This window comes from Citrobacter sp. CK206 (genome assembly GCF_030333125.1).
GTDB lineage: Bacteria > Pseudomonadota > Gammaproteobacteria > Enterobacterales > Enterobacteriaceae > Citrobacter_B > Citrobacter_B koseri.
On record NZ_JAOWGM010000030.1, the window covers coordinates 348,146 to 366,043 of the forward strand.

Sequence of the window (17,898 nt, forward strand, 5' to 3'; positions counted from 1 at the left end):
GAGGAACGTTTAGCGCAGATCCATTTTTACCGTCACATTGCCCTCAAATTCGCCGGGTGCTGGCGTTGCGCTGGTCGTGCTCACCGGTGCGGCTTTGATGCGTACCGCGCCGTTACCTTGCTCATCCATCGTCACCGGAAATTCAAAGGTGCCGTCCAGCGCAATATTTTGGTTGTCCTCACTAAAAATTCTCACTCCCAGGTCGTCTCTGCCGAGCATTTTGGCTATCAGGGGATCGCTGCTGTCTACAACCCCCTGGTCGGCGCTGAGCGTTAGCTTGATTCTGTCGGTATTTCCTACGGCGTTGCCGTCGCAGTGGTAAGAGATATCAACGTTTTTCAGGGCGTAGCCTTCAGGAGGCTGACCCCTGGTGACAAACTGTTTACTCACAATTTTCCCCAGATCAACCTCAATGGTGCTTCCGGCATTAATCGTACAGCTCAGCGGGGCAGAGAGTGAGCCACTCAGCCAGATATTTGATACGTGCTGTGCGCTGCCAGCGTCGCAGCTTCCTGAGTCAAAATAGAGACAGGCGTAGTTTTGCACGAGTATCGTTGGGGGAATGACTTCGATACCGAGAATGGGCTTTTTGATATAAAACGTGGCGGCGATAACATTCCATCTGAACGTTCGCTTCGCGGGGGCGGGCGTGCCAGGATGGGTGCTGTCGCTACAGACGCTGGCGGAACCTTCGGTGGGTTTCATTGACTCGATCACTTTCCCCATCGACGACACCGGCGTCGGATACTGGTTAATGCTGATCTGAATCAGGCCGGTACCGTCCAGAGAATTAACGGCATCGCTATAACCTGCAACATCAATATCTATGTTTTCAGTCAGATAACCGTACCCGGCGATACCGGCATTAAGCGGGCTTCCGGCCAGCGTCAATTCCATTATTGCCGTTGATTCAAACACATTGCCAGGGCATGTGCAGTTTGCCTCCATTTCAACGCCGTTCCCGACAATATGCTCATCAAATTTAACAATATTGTTGGCCGTGTTGTCGTTTGCGTTGATTTCGTTGCTGAACGTGACGCTGTAATACTGTGGCGCGGTAAAGCAGTCACGCAGAATGGTCGCGGCCTGGGCTGTTGCGGACGCCATCAGGCAAAGACCTGCTGCGGACAATGAAAGACGTGCGTATTTTCCCATTTTACTTAACATTTTGCGGTTCCTGCTGACAAGTCGCGCTGAGGTAATGGATGCCGGTCGGGCTGACCGCGTGGTGTTCGCTATTCAGCGTGATGTGGGCTGTGCATTGTTGATCCTGTGAATTTCCCCATTTGACGCTTAACTGAACGTCGTCGGCGACCCCGGCCAGGTAGAGCGTGCCCGTATCATCCACGATGCCGCTGATGGCGAGGGCGTCGACCGTCGCCATCGCGCCAAAAGGCACCGTCATGCCATTCGGGCGGGTTAATTTTATGAGCGTGCGATAACCGACATGCGCATCAAAAGTGGCGGAAACGGCGGCATTGCGCGAAGGAATCACCGTCACGGCGGTTTCACTGGTATCAACGTCCTCCGGCAGGCTGCTGGTGTCGACGCGAATCCGGTTTTCCTGATAGGGGCTTAATGACGGGATGATGGCGTTGCCCTGCCAGTCAGTCTGAATGCCGCGCTGGTTTTGGAAGCGTACGCCCGATGCGCCGTTGGCGTTGACGATAGCAAACTGACTGCCTAAAGGCTGAGCCAGCGTGACGCCGTGTGGATGGGCGACAATCGCACCGCTGACGCCGTAACTCAAGCGCTGCGTATCGTCAGAGGAGGTGTAGTAACCCGCATTGAGGTTGGCGTATTGTGAGCGATAGCTACCGTATACGCTGCTGGTGTCTGCGCCGTCATGGTTGGAATGGCTCTGCTGGAAGGCGTAATTCAGGCGTTCATCGTCCAGCAGCGTACCGTTTAACCCGATATTTTGCTGGGTGTAGCCATGCTTGTTATTGCTGATGTTATAGCTGCTCCAGGCCCCCGGTAGCCACTGACTTAACGGCACGCTGAAGCCGAAGGCGATCATCTGGTCGCTCTCTTCGCCGTTGCTTTTGCTGTAGGTATAAGCAAGGTGGATGCTGATATTTTTAATCGTGGTATTCAGGCCCGCCGAAATACTGCGCTCTTTGTAGGCGGTGCCCCAGTAATCCTGCTGATAACCGTTCAGGTAAAGGCTGGCGCCGGACACGTTCTGGCTTATGCTGGCCTGAATCCGGTTGCGTTTGTTAAAGCGAAACAGCAGATCATCTTCATGATCGTCGTACTTTTGATTCGCGTCGGCGAAACTGTAATAACCACGGGTAGAGTAGCGATAGCTGGCCAGCGTAAAGTTCGTCTCCGTGGTGTCAATTTTCCCGGAGTAGAGCAGGCGATAAGACTGGCCGGTGTGCTGAGTGTCATCATCAAGCCGGGTTTTCGCCAGCGTCACATCGGCGGAAAGCGACCCGACGATGCCAAGGGAGAGGCCAGCCCCGCTGTTCATCGCCTGATAATCCTGCGCGGCGGTCACGCCGCCGAACAGCGTGACGCTATTGTTCAGGCCATAAATGAGGCTACCCTGCACGAAGTCCGGTTCATTTTGTTCGCTCCCGCTGTCTGCGCGATAGCGACCCGCGGTAACTTCATATTTCATATGCCCAGGACGCTGCATCACGGCGACGCTGGAATAAGGCTGGGTAAAGTGGCGCTCTGTGCCATCGGCCTCTTTTACCGTGACTTCCAGATCGCCGCTGTTGGTCGTGGAATAAAGGTCGTTAATTTCAAATGCGCCGGGCGCGACGTTTTGCTGATAGATGAGATAACCGTTCTGACGTACCGACACTTCGGCGTTGGAGCTGGCGATGCCGCGAATCACCGGCGCGTAGCCGCGCTGGCTGTAAGGCAGCATCTCTTCATCAGAGGCGATATTGACGCCACGGTATTGCAGACTGTCAAAAACGTCGCCCCGGGTGTTGCTTTCTCCCCCGGTAAACTGCGCTTTCAGGGCGTCAATATCGTGCTGCAAATAGGTGTTGATGGTTTCCCAGTGATGGCTGCCGTCGGTGTCGCTCCAGGTGGCGTAATTGCGCAGCCGCCAGCCGCCAATATTGGTGCCGCTGCGCATATTCAGGTACTGGTTAGTGGTGTTGTTTTGCGTGTCGTCCTGGTTTTGTGAACCGGAAAAGGCGTAGTCGACAAAGGCGACGGGGACGCCGTCATCCCAGCGTGACGGATCAATATAGCCTTTACCCGTGCCGGCAATGGCGGCCTGCGGGATGCTAAGGCGCAGCGTCATAACGGAGAAATCGAGCGTTGCCAGCGCCTGTGGGATATACGCGCTCAACGGTTCAGGCAGTGGCTTCGCCGCATTGAGTGCGGCTAATTCAGGATATTTATCGACCGCCACGCCCCATTTTCTTAGCATATCCGGCGTGAGCTGCGGCGTCAGTTCGCCGCCAGGCGTGCCGAGGTAGGTGATATCCGCATCATCCAGGCGCACATCGTTAATCATGACCCGGGAAGCGTAGACGCCGGGCAATTGCGCACTGGATTTAGAAAATAAGGAAAGATCGATATCCTGCTGCGTCAGCATATTCCCCTCCAGCGCAGAAGGCGAAAAGCGATACTCGCGCGCGTTCGCGACACAGGAAGAGACCAGCAACATACCGCCAAGGCAACGCACCAGTGGGGTGAGACGCTGACGTAAAAGAGGTGGGCCAAAAGCCATAAGGTGGTTTAATCCCGAGCCAGAGTGACAGTATATTTGTCAGAGGCGTTGCCGTAATCCGTAATGCAACGCCAGCTAACGGTGTTTCCCGAGGCGCTTTTCGGCACCGGGATTTGCACGCTGGACCTGGGAGTGACCATATCGGCTTTCTCAAGTCTGGTGTTGCCGAGCAGCAGACTGTCAAAGATGCTGTGAAACGCGCCTTCATTGACCACCGTTAACATTTCGCCGCGACGAACAAAATGCAGGTTCTTGCAGGTCTCGGTGGGCGTACCTTGCAAGCCCTTCGGACGCCAGAACAATTTCAGACGCGTTTTGTAAATCAGACGCAACACGTTTTTATCATCGTCTTCTTTGGCTGTACCGGGAATTGTGCGCACATTCATGTAGAACAGGGATTCCCGGTCTGTGGGAAGCGCGGTTCCATTCCAGGCAATACGCAGGCTTTGTTCTTTCTGCGGGTCAAGACGGAACAGTGGCGGCGTGACAATAAAAGGCCCACGCGTTTTACCGTCGCCGGTATCGGACCATGACTGGATCAGCCACGGCAGTTCCTTCTCTTTATTGACCAGCGGAAGGGCGACCTCTTTTTTCCCTGCGTCATAAATAATGCGCGTGCGGCCAACCTGAATTCCAGCGGCATGGCTAAATGATGTTAATATTACAGGGAGGCATAATAAAACCTGAGATACAGTACGCATAACCTTAACTTATATTAAGTGGACATATAAAAGCGGGGGAGATAATAGTCCGGGTCCATTTTCGGACTATTATCAGATTCGCCTTCCTGAAATAAATCTGTTAATGCCAGAAGATGCTATGGATTTTATCAATGAGTAAAGTCAGGTTATTAACGATAAAGTATATTTACGGTCATGTCCGCATCGGCCGGGCCCGCAGTGACGGTTTGCGCGAATGATTTATAACGGGCATTGAAATTCGCCTGAACAGAGTCGCCCGTCAGAGTGGGTAATTCGATAAACACCTGTCCTTCTCCTCCATCCATTGTAATGAGTTGCGTGTCTTTATTTTCCGGGCTAACGGCAATACCGACCCCTGTTGCCGCCGTATCTCCGGCGGTAGTGATTTTACTGACATCCAGTAATGTCGAAGAACCTGTCAGGGCGGTTGTCCCGTTAAACGTTAACTGAACGGCGGGCAGACCGTCGCTTTTAAGTGGGCAATCCACTAATACAATGGAAAAGGGGGCAAGCGTTGATTCTGTTCCTGGAGTGGAAAAAAGCGAGGTGGGGTAAGTACCTAATGGCACGATGCTGTTCGTTCCATCATCACCCTGAATCTCACAACTGGGTTCGATAATTTGTCCTGTAAAGTGAATCGTACCGGCATCCATTTCGGCGGCGAAGATTCCCGTTGACGCCAGTGCCAGCAGTGCGCCTGATATAATATGTCCTCTTGCGTTCATAACTGTAGTTCCTTAACGGTGATATCCATGATATGAAATTGTTCAGTTTCAGATGGGATGAATTTATTGCAAATAGAAAACGGGGTCAATATTAAATTATATCTATATGTGTGAATTTAAAATATATTCTGTGAATCAATGAAGGCTATTATACCGTCAGTGTCGCCTGCTTTCTGTGCATAAATATTGTAATAAAGTATTTTTTCTCTGGTGAAAAGATAAATTGAAGAAATGAAAACCAGGTAATATATTTTAAAGACTTCTTTAATCTTGATGACAGAAAGCGAAATTAACCTCCGTAATACAGGTTTATATAAATGCTCATTGTATTTTATGTCAATGAAATGTGATCCCACTTCCCTTATTCCGAAAATAAGACGCCTGACCGGCAGAGAAAATCCGCTTGCTGACAAACAAGACAAAAAGAGGGCGTTATGGGGGCTATTCCGCCTATTGACTGCGGCGTGTTCTGGCATGATCGATGCAACGTAATGGCAGCAGGCGTATGCAGTGGCAGAAGAGAGCGACGACGACAAAACAGAAGCCCCCACACCCCACCGACTTGAAAAAGCGCGGGAGGAAGGGCAAGTCCCCCGATCGAAGGAGTTGACCTCACTGCTGATTTTGCTGGTGGGCGTTTGCATTATCTGGATCGGCGGTGAGTCGCTGGCGCGTCGCCTGGCGGGGATGTTGTCGGCTGGGCTGCGTTTCGATCACAGCATGGTGAACGACCCCAATTTGATCCTCGGGCAGATTATTTTGCTGATTAAAGAGGCGATGATTGCGTTGCTGCCGCTCATCACCGGCGTTGTGCTGGTCGCGCTGATCTCGCCGGTCATGCTCGGCGGCCTGATTTTCAGCGGTAAATCACTGCAACCCAAATTTTCAAAACTGAATCCGCTATCGGGGATTAAACGCATGTTCTCCGCCCAGACCGGCGCGGAACTGCTGAAAGCAATCCTGAAATCGACGCTGGTGGGAAGCGTGGCGGGGTTTTATCTCTGGCACCACTGGCCGGAGATGATGCGCCTGATGGCGGAATCTCCGGTTACGGCGATGGGCAATGCGCTTGATTTAGTCGGGCTGTGCGCGCTTCTGGTTGTACTGGGCGTGATTCCGATGGTGGCGTTTGACGTCGTCTTTCAGATCTTCAGCCACCTGAAGAAACTGCGGATGTCGCGTAAAGATATTCGCGATGAATTTAAAGAGAGTGAAGGCGATCCGCACATCAAAGGGAAAATTCGCCAGATGCAGCGTGCGGCTGCGCAGCGGCGCATGATGGAAGATGTGCCCAAAGCGGATGTCATCGTGACTAACCCGACGCATTACTCGGTTGCGTTGCAGTACGACGAAAACAAAATGAGTGCGCCAAAAGTGGTCGCCAAAGGCGCGGGACTGGTGGCGCTGCGCATTCGCGAAATCGGCGCGGAACATCGGGTGCCGACCTTAGAAGCGCCCCCGCTGGCGCGCGCCTTGTATCGGCATGCTGAAATTGGTCAGCAAATCCCCGGCCAGCTCTATGCCGCAGTGGCAGAAGTGCTGGCATGGGTATGGCAGCTCAAACGCTGGCGTCTTGCCGGTGGACAACGTCCTCCACAACCTGAAAATCTTCCTGTGCCTGAAGCACTGGATTTTATGAACGAGAAGAATACTGATGGCTAATCTGGTCGCGATGCTGCGCCTGCCCAGCAACCTGAAATCCACGCAATGGCAAATTCTTGCCGGGCCGATCCTTATCCTGCTGATTTTGTCGATGATGGTGCTGCCGCTGCCCGCCTTCATCCTCGACCTGCTGTTCACCTTTAATATCGCGCTGTCGATCATGGTGCTGTTGGTGGCGATGTTCACCCAGCGCACGCTGGAATTTGCCGCATTCCCGACAATATTGCTTTTCACCACGCTGTTGCGCCTGGCGCTGAACGTGGCGTCAACCCGTATCATCCTGATGGATGGGCATACCGGCGCAGCGGCGGCGGGGAAAGTGGTCGAGGCGTTTGGTCACTTCCTGGTCGGCGGCAACTTTGCGATCGGTATTGTGGTGTTCGTCATTCTCGTCATCATCAACTTTATGGTTATCACCAAGGGCGCCGGGCGTATCGCGGAAGTGGGCGCGCGTTTTGTGCTGGACGGGATGCCCGGTAAACAGATGGCGATCGACGCCGACCTGAACGCTGGTCTGATTGGCGAAGATGAAGCGAAAAAACGTCGTGCTGAAGTGACGCAGGAAGCGGATTTCTACGGGTCAATGGACGGTGCGAGTAAGTTTGTGCGCGGGGATGCCATCGCCGGTATCTTAATCATGGTCATTAACATCGTGGGCGGCCTGCTGGTGGGGGTTCTGCAACACGGGATGGACATGGGGCACGCGGCGGAAAGTTACACCCTGCTGACGATCGGCGACGGCCTGGTGGCGCAAATTCCGGCGCTGGTGATCTCTACGGCGGCGGGCGTTATCGTCACCCGCGTAAGCACCGACCAGGATGTGGGCGAACAGATGGTGGGGCAACTGTTCAGCAACCCGAGCGTGATGCTGCTCAGCGCATCGGTTCTCGGCCTGCTTGGTCTGGTGCCGGGGATGCCAAACCTGGTGTTCCTGATGTTTACGGCGGCGCTATTGGGCCTTGCCTGGTGGCTGCGCGGGCGTGAACAAAAACCACCGGCAGAGCCGCAGGCCGTCAAGATGCCGGAAAATAATTCAGTAGTTGAAGCCACCTGGAACGATGTACAACTTGAAGATTCGCTGGGCATGGAGGTGGGCTACCGCCTGATCCCGATGGTGGATTTCCAGCAGGACGGCGAACTGCTCGGGCGAATCCGCAGTATTCGTAAAAAGTTCGCCCAGGATATGGGCTTCCTGCCGCCAGTGGTACACATTCGCGACAATATGGACTTACAGCCAGCGCGCTATCGCATTCTGATGAAAGGGGTAGAAATTGGCAGCGGCGACGCCTATCCGGGACGCTGGCTGGCGATTAACCCAGGCACGGCGGCGGGAACGCTGCCGGGCGAACAGACTGTCGATCCCGCTTTTGGCCTGGACGCCATCTGGATCGAAAGCGCGCTGAAAGAGCAGGCGCAGATTCAGGGCTTCACCGTGGTGGAAGCCAGCACCGTCGTGGCGACGCATCTTAACCACTTGATTGGTCAGTTTGCCGCAGAGTTGTTTGGTCGTCAGGAAGCGCAGCAACTGCTGGATCGCGTATCACAAGAGATGCCAAAGCTGACGGAAGATTTGGTGCCTGGCGTTGTAACGCTCACGACCCTGCATAAAGTGTTGCAGAACCTGCTGGATGAAAAAGTGCCGATCCGTGATATGCGCACGATTCTGGAAACGCTGGCGGAACATGCGCCGTTGCAGAGCGATCCGCATGAATTAACCGCCGTGGTGCGTGTGGCGCTGGGCAGGGCGATTACGCAGCAGTGGTTCCCGGGCAATGACGAAGTGCAGGTGATTGGTCTGGATACTCCGCTGGAGCGCCTGCTGTTGCAGGCGTTACAGGGCGGTGGCGGTCTCGAACCGGGACTGGCCGATCGCTTGCTGGCGCAAACCCAGGAGGCGCTGTCCCGTCAGGAAATGCTGGGCGCGCCGCCGGTTCTGCTGGTGAACCACGCGCTACGCCCGCTGCTGTCGCGCTTTTTACGCCGGAGTTTGCCGCAGCTGGTGGTGTTGTCGAACATGGAGCTTTCTGATAATCGCAACATCCGTATGACGGCGACAATTGGAGGGAAATAATGCGTAAATTACTCGGTTTATTGTTATTTCCGCTGGCGGTACAGGCCGCTGGAGAAGGGGCGTGGCAGGCCAGCAGTATCGGCATTACCCTGAACCATCGTGGGGTGTCGGCGTCGTCTGCTCCATTGTCGTCAGGCCAGCCGGTGTCCGGTTTAATGACGCTGGTCGCCTGGCGCTATGAACTGAATGGCCCGACGCCGGCGGGGCTTCGGGTGCGTTTGTGTTCACAGTCCCGTTGCGTGGAGCTGGACGGACAGAGCGGAACCACCCACGGGTTCGCGAATGTGCCTGCCGCTGAACCGTTGCGCTTTGTGTGGGAGGTGCCGGGCGGCGGGCGACTGATTCCCGCATTAAAAGTGCAGCGTAATCAGGTGATTGTGAACTATCGTTAACTCCCCGCGCCAACAGCAGCCAGCAGACAACGTGCTGGCCGCCTCACAATTTTGACCCCATCTTTTGATTCAATAGAAACGCTGTTTTATAAATTGGTGACGCGCGTTGCCAGACTCTTTGTATTTTTGCCATCTCGTCTGATGGCGTGGCAAAAATGAAAAGGTTTCACTTCCTGTTAGCTTTTACTGTGGCCGTGTAAAAACTCCCTTTGGCGAAGCCAATATGCCGGGGGTCTCCCAACAATTTGCAGGGTTAACGGCATGAAAACACGTAAAATTGGATTGGCGAATTATTTAGCCTATGGTTCGGGCGATTTTCTGGGCGCAGGAACCACTGCATTAACCGCCGCATGGTTACTCTATTTCTACACGACCTTCTGTGGCCTTACGCCGATTGAGGCGACATTCATTTTCGCTGCCGCGAGGGTTCTGGATGCGGTCGTCAGCCCGCTGATGGGCTTTCTGACCGATAACTTCGGTTCGACCTGGTTCGGCAGACGCTTTGGCCGTCGTAAGTTCTTTATTCTGCTTGGTATTCCATGCGTCTTTAGCTACTCGCTCATGTGGGTTGGCGATATGGGATTCTGGTACTACCTGCTGACTTATCTGCTGTTCGACATTGTCTACACCATGATTCTTGTCCCTTACGAGACGCTGGTGCCGGAAATGACCGATGACTTCAAACAGAAGACCCGGTTCTCCGGGGCGCGTATCTCAATGGCGCAGATGTCTGCGATTCTGGCCTCGTTCCTGCCGGGTATCCTGCTGACTGCCTTTGGTAAAGACAACCCCGTTTCTTTTTTCTATGCCAGCCTGGTGTTCTCGGTGCTGTGCGCGCTGATGCTGACTTTTGTGTGGTTCTTTACCTGGGAGCGCCCGCGCGAAGAGTGGACGGAGGCGGCGCTGCGCGCGGAAGAAGAGAAGAAAAGCCTGACGTTCAGCCAGAGTATGAGCCGTTTGTTTGTTGAGCTGAGCTCGACGCTGCGCATCAAGATTTTCCGCCAGCATCTGGGGATGTATCTTGGGGGATATATCGCACAGGACGTCTTTAACGCCGTCTTTACCTGGTATGTTGTTTTTGTCCTGATGCAGGAAGCCTCACTGGCGTCGAATCTGCTCGGTACGATGGCTATCTTCCAGTTCATTGCGGTGATTGCCATGATCCCGCTGTGCATTCGCTTCGGGCCTGCGCCGTCATACCGGATGGTCGTGGTGCTCTTTGGTCTGAGTTCTCTCTCTTATGCCGTTCTTTATTATGCGGGCTTAAGCGATGTTTATTCGCTGCTGCTGCTGATCTCAGCGCTGGCGGGGCTTGGTCGCGGCGGGATCAACTATGTGCCGTGGAATACCTACACCTATATTGCCGATGTTGATGAGGTGATTACCGGTCAACGGCGGGAAGGGATCTTCGCGGGCATCATGACGCTGACCCGTAAAGCCTCTCAGGCCGGGGCCGTCATGCTGGTCGGGATTGTGATGCAGATGTCTGGTTTTGTCTCAGGGCAGAGCATACAGCCTGAAGCGGTCAGTCATACCATTCTGCTGATTCTGAGCTGCGGCACGCTGTCCGTGCTGGCCTTTGGTTTCCTGGTTTCTTTGCGTTTCAAACTGAATTTGCAAACGCACGGCACCCTGCGTGAAGAGACCGCCAAAATGCGTGAGTCGGGCCGGGTGATGCCGGAAGCCATCACGCCGCAGGCGCGTGCGACCGTCGAGATGCTCTCCGGTATGCCGTATGAATCACTGTGGGGTAACAACAATATTGGTTATCTGAACCGTAATAAACCTGCGGCGCCTTCGCTTCAACAGGGCGCTGCGCTGAATTCGACATTGAACAGAGGTTAAGGATATGAAAGTTTGGCCCGTCAAACACAGCCCATTATTACGTCAGCCGGAGCGATTTATCTCCCGGGAAGCGCTGCAAGCCTTGATTCAGACGGTGACGAACAATCTGGTCAATATCAGGGATGAGAGCGGACAATTTCTGCTGCGCCTGGACGATGGCCGGGTGATTGATACCAAAGGCTGGGCAGGATGGGAGTGGACGCATGGCGTCGGTCTGTACGGTATGCTTCAGTATTATCAACAGACCGGTGATGAGAAAATGCGCGACATTATCGATAACTGGTTTGCCGAGCGTTTCGCCGAAGGCGCGACCACCAAAAACGTTAACACGATGGCGCCGTTTTTGACGCTGGCGTATCGCTATGAAGAGACGCGTAACCCGGCGTATCTGCCCTGGCTTGAGTCCTGGGCGGAGTGGGCGATGAATGAGATGCCGCGCACCGATCATGGCGGTATGCAGCACATGACGCTGGCGGAAGAAAACCATCAGCAGATGTGGGATGACACGCTGATGATGACGGTGATGCCGCTGGCGAAGATTGGCAAACTGCTCAACCGCCCGGAGTATGTGGAAGAGGCGATTTATCAGTTCCTGCTGCACGTACAGAACCTGATGGATAAAGAGACCGGTCTGTGGTTCCACGGCTGGAGCTATGATGGACATCATAACTTTGCCAGGGCTCGCTGGGCGCGGGGTAACAGTTGGCTTACCATCGTGATTCCAGATTTCCTGGAACTGGTCGATTTGCCGGAGAAGAACGCGGTTCGCCGCTATCTGATTCAGGTTCTGAACGCGCAGATCGCCGCGCTGGCAAATTGTCAGGATGAGAGTGGGCTATGGCATACCCTGCTGGACGATCCTGATTCCTATCTGGAGGCCTCGGCAACGGCGGGGTTCGCCTACGGCATTCTGAAAGCGGTGCGTAAACGCTATGTTGGGGCGGAATATGCGCAGACGGCTGAAAGCGCGATTCGCGGTATTGTGAAACACATATCGCCGGAAGGCGAGCTGCTGCAAACGTCCTTTGGTACGGGAATGGGGCACGATCTGGATTTCTATCGCGACATTCCGCTGACATCGATGCCGTACGGGCAGGCGATGGCGATACTGTGTCTGACAGAGTATTTGCGTAAGTATTTTTGAGAGGGACGCCCGATGGCGCTGCGCTTATCGGGCCTACGGTTCGACGCAGTTTGTAGGCCGGATAAGGCGTTTACGCCGCCATCCGGCATGTTGGCCGGTATATTCACCGTAGGCCGGATAAGGCGTTTACGCCGCCATCCGGCATGTGCTGTTATTGCGGCGCAAAAAGGTGATCCATGATTTGCCGCATCACCGGCGCGGCGGTCACGCCGTCGCTGCCGCCGTTTTCCAGAATCAACGCCACCGCGACTTTCGGGTTTTTATACGGCGCGAAAGCGGTGTAAAACACATGGTCGCGCAGACGGATAGGGATCATTTTCGCATTATAGGTCTGGTTTTCTTTCAGACTGAACACTTGCGAAGTGCCGCTTTTGGCTGCAATACCGTAGGGCGCGGTGTGGAAGAATTTATAACCGGTGCCGTTCGGCGCATTCGCCATACCAAACATCGCCTGTCGCACCAGCCCCCAATAAGGCGAGGCGGCATCGGCAATCTGCGTTTCCGTCTGAGGCGCCTGCCAGGGCATGACGGTCTTGCCGGACACTTCACTCTGAAGCAGGTGAGGGGCGATCACTTTCCCGTTGTTGATTAGCGCTACCATCGCTTTCACCATCTGGATCGGCGTGGCAATCCAGTACCCCTGGCCGATACCGACTGAAATCGTATCCCCCTGATACCAGGCTTTTTTATGTACTCTCTCTTTCCACTCGCGGCTGGGTAGCAGGCCGTTATACTCTTCATCCAGATCGATACCGGTGGGCTTACCGTAACCAAATTGACCGAGCATGGTGTTAATGCGATCGATCCCCATCATCCAGGCAACCTGATAGAAAAAGGTGTCGGCGGATTCTTCAATCGCTTTGGTGACATCCAGCATACCGTGGCCGGTTTTTTTCCAGTCGCGGTAATGGCGTTGCGTGCCGGGGAGCGTCCAGGTCGGCGCGCCGAAGAAGGTGGTTTGCGGCGTGATAACGCCGTTTAACAGCGCAGACATCGCGATATAAGGTTTCACCGTGGAGGCGGGCGGGTACAGCCCCTGGGTGACGCGGTTAATCAACGGCAGATCTTTATCATGCAGTAACCTGCCGTAATCCTGATGGCTGATGCCCTTCACAAACGGGTTTGGGTCATAGCTGGGCGTGGAGACCATCGCCAGCACTGAACCGTCGTGGGGATCTTCGACCAGCACTGCTGCGCGCTGACCGGCAAGCAGGCTTTCTATATATTCCTGTAGATGTAAATCCAGCGTCAGGTGGATGTCTTTGCCGGCAACGGGCGGGACATTTTTTAACAGGCGCACGATGCGTCCGTGGTTATCCACTTCGACCTCCCGGTAGCCCGTTTTGCCGTGCAGATCATTTTCGTAATAGCGTTCAATGCCCTGCTTACCGATGTTGTGATCGGCGGCATAGTTCTCAGCCAGACCTTTCTCATCCAGCGCTTTCAGGTCGCTGTCGTTAATCTTCGACACGTAACCGAGCACATGCGCCAGCTCCGCGCCGTAGGGGTACTGACGGTCTTCATAACTGTTGATCGTCACGCCGTTGAAATGGAACTGGTTAACGGAAAAGCGGGCAATTTCGACGTCCGACAGCGCGTTTTTCAATACCACCGGGCGATAGCGGCTGCCTGACTTCAACGCATGGTGAAAGGCCGCAATATCATCAGGCGTGAGATCCACGAGAGGGGTAAGCTGACGTAACAGCGCGTCCATGTCGGCAATTTTGTATGGGGTGACGGAAATATCATACCAGGTGATATTACGCACCAGCGGAATACCGTTGCGATCGTAGATGATGCCGCGCGTCGGGGCGACGGGCAGCATTTTGATGTCATTTTCGTTTGAACGGGTCGTGTAATACTGATGCTGACGGATTTGTAAATCGTAGAGATTGACAATCAGGACGCCAAAGCAGACAACCACCAGGCCAAAGGCCACTATCACGCGTCTCAGAAAGAGTTTTTCTTCCGCAGCAAAATCTTTAAACGTCATTGTCCACACCCGATAAATTCGCCGCCTAATAATACGGAGGCGTCACCGGCATGACAGACAAAAGATGTTCCATCTCTCTACGGAAATGTGTCATTCCTTGTGAGTCGTTACAAATTACAGTTAACGTAGCCGTTTCTCGTAGGCTGGATAAGGCGTTTACGCCGCCATCCAGCAAGGTGCGCCCTACCGCCTGATGGCGCTTCGCTTATCAGGCCTACGAGGGCGGTCATTCGGGAAAATAAAAAACCCGCGACATAGCGCGGGTTTTCACATCACTCGATGTGATTACATCCGTTCTACGGTCTCAATACCCAGCGTATCCAGACCCAGTTTCAGCGTTTTCGCGGTCAGTTGCGCCAGTTTCAGACGGCTGTTACGAACCTCTTCGTTTTCCGCGCTGAGGATCGGGCAGTGCTCGTAGAAGCCAGAGAACAAACCGGCAACGTCATACAGGTAGGCGCACATCACATGCGGCGTACCTTCACGCGCGACCACGGTCAGCGTTTCTTCGAACTGCAACAGGCGCGCAGCCAGTTGGGCTTCACGATCTTCACGGATAACGACCGGCGCGCTGGACAGGGCGCTCTCGTCAATCTCCGCTTTACGGAACACGGACAGCACGCGGGTATAGGCATACTGCATATATGGCGCGGTGTTGCCTTCGAACGCCAGCATGTTGTCCCAGTCGAAGATGTAGTCAGTAGTGCGGTTTTTGGAGAGATCCGCATATTTCACTGCGCCAATACCAACCGCGTTGGCCAGTTTTTCCAGCTCGTCGGCAGGCATATCCGGGTTCTTCTCGGCCACCAGACGGCGTGCGCGTTCCAGCGCTTCATCCAGCAGATCGGCCAGCTTCACCGTACCGCCCGCGCGGGTTTTGAACGGCTTGCCGTCTTTACCGAGCATCATGCCGAACATATGGTGTTCCAGCGGTACGGAATCCGGCACGTAACCGGCTTTGCGTACGATGGTCCATGCTTGCATCAGGTGCTGATGCTGGCGGGAGTCGATGTAGTACAGCACGCGATCCGCATGCAGCGTTTCATAGCGGTATTTCGCGCAGGCGATGTCGGTGGTGGTGTAGAGATAGCCGCCATCTTTCTTCTGAATGATCACGCCCATCGGTTCGCCTTCCTTGTTTTTATATTCATCAAGGAAAACAACGGTTGCGCCTTCGCTTTCAACCGCCAGACCCTGAGCTTTCAGGTCGGCGACGATGCCAGGCAGCATCGGGTTATACAGGCTTTCACCCATCACATCGTCACGGGTTAACGTAACGTTCAGGCGATTGTAGGTGATCTGGTTCTGCGTCATGGTGATGTCGACCAGCTTGCGCCACATGTCGAGGAAGTACGGGTCGCCGCCCTGTAGTTTCACCACGTAGTTACGCGCGCGCTCTGCGAACGCTTCGTCTTCATCGTAATGTTTTTTCGCATCACGGTAGAAACCTTCGAGGTCGGCCAGCGCCATTTCACCTGCATTTTCCTGCTGCTGTTTTTCCAGCCAGGCGATAAGCATACCGAACTGTGTGCCCCAGTCGCCGACGTGGTTAGCGCGGATAACGTGATGGCCGAGGAACTCCAGCGTGCGCACGGCGGCATCGCCGATGATGGTGGAGCGCAGGTGGCCGACATGCATCTCTTTCGCGACGTTAGGCGCGGAGTAGTCGATAACCACGGTCTGTTTCGCAGGCTTAGCCACGCCCAGACGCTCAGAAGCCAGCGCCTGTTGAACATGTTCAGCAAGAAATGCCGGGTCGAGGAAAATATTGATAAAGCCAGGACCTGCGATTTCAACCTTGCTGGCGATGCCGTTGAGATCCAGATGAGTCAGCACCTGCTCTGCAAGTTGTCGCGGCGCCATACCCAGTTTTTTAGCAACTGCCATCATGCCGTTGGCCTGATAGTCGCCGAACTGTACTTTTGCTGACTGACGAACCTGCGGTTCGCAATTTGCAGGCGCGCCTGCAACAATCATGGCCTGACTAACTTTTTCTGAGAGAAGAGCCTGAATATTCACCGGAATACCTTACGTGTAAGACGCGGATTAACTGAGTCCGCGCCAGTTTAAGAATTTAGGGCGGGAGTATACTGCAAATGCCCGTTGGCGTCAGCATTGCGCGCGCGCCGTATCGCTGGAAATATGCGCAATAAAATTATGCATAAGCATTCATTTTATATTCAAAGAAATCAGCGGTTGGTTGGCGATGCACAACAGAGTAAATTAGCGACTTTGTACACCGATAAGAGTTTTGATTATGGCGAACTGGCAGACTATTGACGAACTGCATGATATTTCCGCAGATTTACCGCGATTCACTCTGGCGTTCAGAGAACTTTCCACTCGCCTCGGTCTGGATTTCGCACCGCTTGAAGCCGATCACATTTCTTTGCGCTGCCACCAGAATGCGACCGCTGAGCGCTGGCGTCGCGGATTTGAACAGTGTGGCGCGCTGCTGTCGGAAAATATCATCAACGGCAGGCCGATTTGCCTGTTTAAATTACATGAGCCTGTTTGCGTCGAACACTGGCGGTTTTCGATTGTTGAATTGCCGTGGCCGGGTGAAAAACGCTACCCGCATGAAGGCTGGGAGCATATCGAAATTGTCCTCCCTGGCGAGCCGGAGAGCCTGAACGCGCGGGCGCTGGTGCTGTTGTCCGACGAGGGGCTGAGCCAGCCGGGCATTGTCGTGAAAACCAGTTCGCCGAAAGGGGCGCGCGAGCGTCTGCCGAACCCGACGCTGGCCGTGACCGACGGCAAGGTGACCATTAAATTTCATCCCTGGTCAATTGAGGCCATTGTGGCAAGCGAACAGTCAGCCGACTGACGTGACGCGCGAAAACGCTAAAAAGGAGTGAACATGGCGTTACTGGAGATCTGTTGTTACAGCATGGAATGTGCGCTCACCGCGCAGCAAAATGGCGCGGATCGCATTGAATTGTGCGCGGCGCCGAAAGAGGGGGGACTGACGCCGTCGTTGGGTGTGCTGCGCACGGTTCGCCAGCATGTTGCGATTGCGGTGCATCCCATTATTCGTCCTCGCGGCGGCGACTTCTGTTATAGCGATGGTGAATTTGCCGCAATGCTTGAGGATGTGCGTACCGTCAGAGAACTGGGATTTCCCGGTCTGGTTACTGGCGTGCTGGATGTCGATGGCAATGTGGATCTCGCGCGAATGGAGAAAATAATGGCCGCCGCCGGGCCGCTGGCCGTCACCTTTCATCGCGCGTTTGATATGTGCGCTAATCCATTCAATGCACTGAAGAATCTCGCGGATTTGGGTGTCGCCAGAGTGCTCACTTCAGGGCAAAAATCAGATGCGGTGCACGGTTTGCCAATAATTATGGAACTTATTGCGCAGGGCGATGCTCCAATCATTATGGCCGGAGCAGGGGTTCGTTCAGAGAATCTGCAACGTTTCCTTGATGCCGGGGTGCAGGAAGTACACAGCTCCGCTGGAGCGTGGCAAGCCTCACCAATGCGTTATCGCAATCATGGATTGTCCATGTCAACTGACGCACAAGCGGACGAGTATTCGCGCTATGCGGTAGACGGGGCGGCGGTTGCTGAAATGAAAGGAGTCATTGTGCGCCATCAGGCCAATTGATTTTTACCGTTGCATCATGTCGCCCAATATGATGCTTGCTCGTACCAGGCCCCTGCCA

At 54.3% G+C, this 17,898-nt stretch carries 13 protein-coding genes; 7 read left to right on the forward strand and 6 right to left on the reverse strand.

The features are described from left to right. Positions 1–9 precede the first annotated feature (9 nt). The 4 genes from OGX81_RS18950 to OGX81_RS18965 all read right to left on the reverse strand — a co-directional run bounded on the left by OGX81_RS18950 (position 10) and on the right by OGX81_RS18965 (position 5,126). Positions 10–1,167, reverse strand: a complete 1,158-nt coding sequence (locus OGX81_RS18950; RefSeq protein ID WP_286487630.1) for a fimbrial protein — start codon at positions 1,165–1,167, stop codon at positions 10–12. Beyond that, positions 1,157–3,700 (reverse strand): fimbria/pilus outer membrane usher protein, encoded by a 2,544-nt coding sequence (locus OGX81_RS18955; protein WP_232103834.1) that lies wholly within the window; start codon positions 3,698–3,700, stop codon positions 1,157–1,159. Before OGX81_RS18955 ends, OGX81_RS18950 begins: the two co-directional genes overlap by 11 nt. Before the next feature lie 8 nt (positions 3,701–3,708). Next, positions 3,709–4,401 carry a fimbrial biogenesis chaperone gene (locus tag OGX81_RS18960; protein WP_012131972.1) on the reverse strand — a complete coding sequence of 231 codons (693 nt, stop codon included), beginning with the start codon at positions 4,399–4,401 and terminating at the stop codon, positions 3,709–3,711. A gap of 149 nt (positions 4,402–4,550) precedes the next feature. After that, entirely contained in the window at positions 4,551–5,126 is a 576-nt protein-coding gene (locus tag OGX81_RS18965) for a fimbrial protein (RefSeq protein WP_104868533.1), read from the reverse strand. Positions 5,127–5,636: 510 nt separating this feature from the next. On the opposite strand from OGX81_RS18965, the gene flhB reads away from it, so the two are divergent. The 5 genes from flhB to bglB all read left to right on the forward strand — a co-directional run bounded on the left by flhB (position 5,637) and on the right by bglB (position 12,240). Further along, entirely contained in the window at positions 5,637–6,788 is a 1,152-nt protein-coding gene (gene flhB, locus OGX81_RS18970) for a flagellar biosynthesis protein FlhB (protein ID WP_012131975.1), read from the forward strand. Further along, entirely contained in the window at positions 6,781–8,859 is a 2,079-nt protein-coding gene (flhA, locus tag OGX81_RS18975; protein ID WP_071258732.1) for a flagellar biosynthesis protein FlhA, read from the forward strand. Before flhB ends, flhA begins: the two co-directional genes overlap by 8 nt. Then, positions 8,859–9,251 carry a flagellar protein FlhE gene (gene flhE / locus OGX81_RS18980; RefSeq protein ID WP_104868534.1) on the forward strand — a complete coding sequence of 131 codons (393 nt, stop codon included), beginning with the start codon at positions 8,859–8,861 and terminating at the stop codon, positions 9,249–9,251. Before flhA ends, flhE begins: the two co-directional genes overlap by 1 nt. A 261-nt stretch (positions 9,252–9,512) precedes the next feature. Beyond that, entirely contained in the window at positions 9,513–11,096 is a 1,584-nt protein-coding gene (locus tag OGX81_RS18985) for an MFS transporter (RefSeq protein WP_012131978.1), read from the forward strand. A gap of 4 nt (positions 11,097–11,100) precedes the next feature. Beyond that, a complete protein-coding gene (gene bglB, locus OGX81_RS18990) occupies positions 11,101–12,240 on the forward strand; it encodes a beta-galactosidase BglB (RefSeq protein ID WP_104868535.1) in 1,140 nt (379 codons plus the stop codon). A gap of 151 nt (positions 12,241–12,391) precedes the next feature. Here the strand turns inward: bglB and mrdA2 are convergent, their stop codons facing one another. Both mrdA2 and argS read right to left on the reverse strand, forming a co-directional pair. Then, on the reverse strand, positions 12,392–14,233 hold the full coding sequence (gene mrdA2, locus OGX81_RS18995) for a peptidoglycan DD-transpeptidase MrdA2 (RefSeq protein ID WP_012131980.1): 1,842 nt from the start codon (positions 14,231–14,233) through the stop codon (positions 12,392–12,394). A 285-nt stretch (positions 14,234–14,518) separates the two neighbouring features. After that, positions 14,519–16,252, reverse strand: coding sequence for an arginine--tRNA ligase (argS, locus tag OGX81_RS19000; RefSeq protein ID WP_047463162.1), 1,734 nt, complete (start codon positions 16,250–16,252; stop codon positions 14,519–14,521). 238 nt (positions 16,253–16,490) lie between these two features. On the opposite strand from argS, the gene OGX81_RS19005 reads away from it, so the two are divergent. Next, the gene (locus OGX81_RS19005; RefSeq protein WP_286487631.1) at positions 16,491–17,060 is read left to right on the forward strand and encodes a VOC family protein; all 570 of its coding nucleotides are present in this window, start codon (positions 16,491–16,493) and stop codon (positions 17,058–17,060) included. A 33-nt stretch (positions 17,061–17,093) separates the two neighbouring features. Then, complete coding sequence (gene cutC, locus OGX81_RS19010; RefSeq protein WP_104868536.1) at positions 17,094–17,840, forward strand: copper homeostasis protein CutC; 747 nt, start codon at positions 17,094–17,096, stop codon at positions 17,838–17,840. Positions 17,841–17,898 lie beyond the last annotated feature (58 nt).

Bases quoted from the DNA above. Each gene is read 5' to 3' on its own strand.
- OGX81_RS19005 (WP_286487631.1), top strand. From the start codon at position 16,491: ATGGCGAACTGGCAGACTATTGACGAACTGCATGATATTTCCGCAGAT.
- OGX81_RS18950 (WP_286487630.1), bottom strand. From the start codon at position 1,167: ATGTTAAGTAAAATGGGAAAATACGCACGTCTTTCATTGTCCGCAGCA.
- cutC (WP_104868536.1), top strand. From the start codon at position 17,094: ATGGCGTTACTGGAGATCTGTTGTTACAGCATGGAATGTGCGCTCACC.
- OGX81_RS18965 (WP_104868533.1), bottom strand. From the start codon at position 5,126: ATGAACGCAAGAGGACATATTATATCAGGCGCACTGCTGGCACTGGCG.
- flhA (WP_071258732.1), top strand. From the start codon at position 6,781: ATGGCTAATCTGGTCGCGATGCTGCGCCTGCCCAGCAACCTGAAATCC.
- OGX81_RS18960 (WP_012131972.1), bottom strand. From the start codon at position 4,401: ATGCGTACTGTATCTCAGGTTTTATTATGCCTCCCTGTAATATTAACA.
- flhE (WP_104868534.1), top strand. From the start codon at position 8,859: ATGCGTAAATTACTCGGTTTATTGTTATTTCCGCTGGCGGTACAGGCC.
- OGX81_RS18985 (WP_012131978.1), top strand. From the start codon at position 9,513: ATGAAAACACGTAAAATTGGATTGGCGAATTATTTAGCCTATGGTTCG.
- OGX81_RS18955 (WP_232103834.1), bottom strand. From the start codon at position 3,700: ATGGCTTTTGGCCCACCTCTTTTACGTCAGCGTCTCACCCCACTGGTG.
- mrdA2 (WP_012131980.1), bottom strand. From the start codon at position 14,233: ATGACGTTTAAAGATTTTGCTGCGGAAGAAAAACTCTTTCTGAGACGC.
- bglB (WP_104868535.1), top strand. From the start codon at position 11,101: ATGAAAGTTTGGCCCGTCAAACACAGCCCATTATTACGTCAGCCGGAG.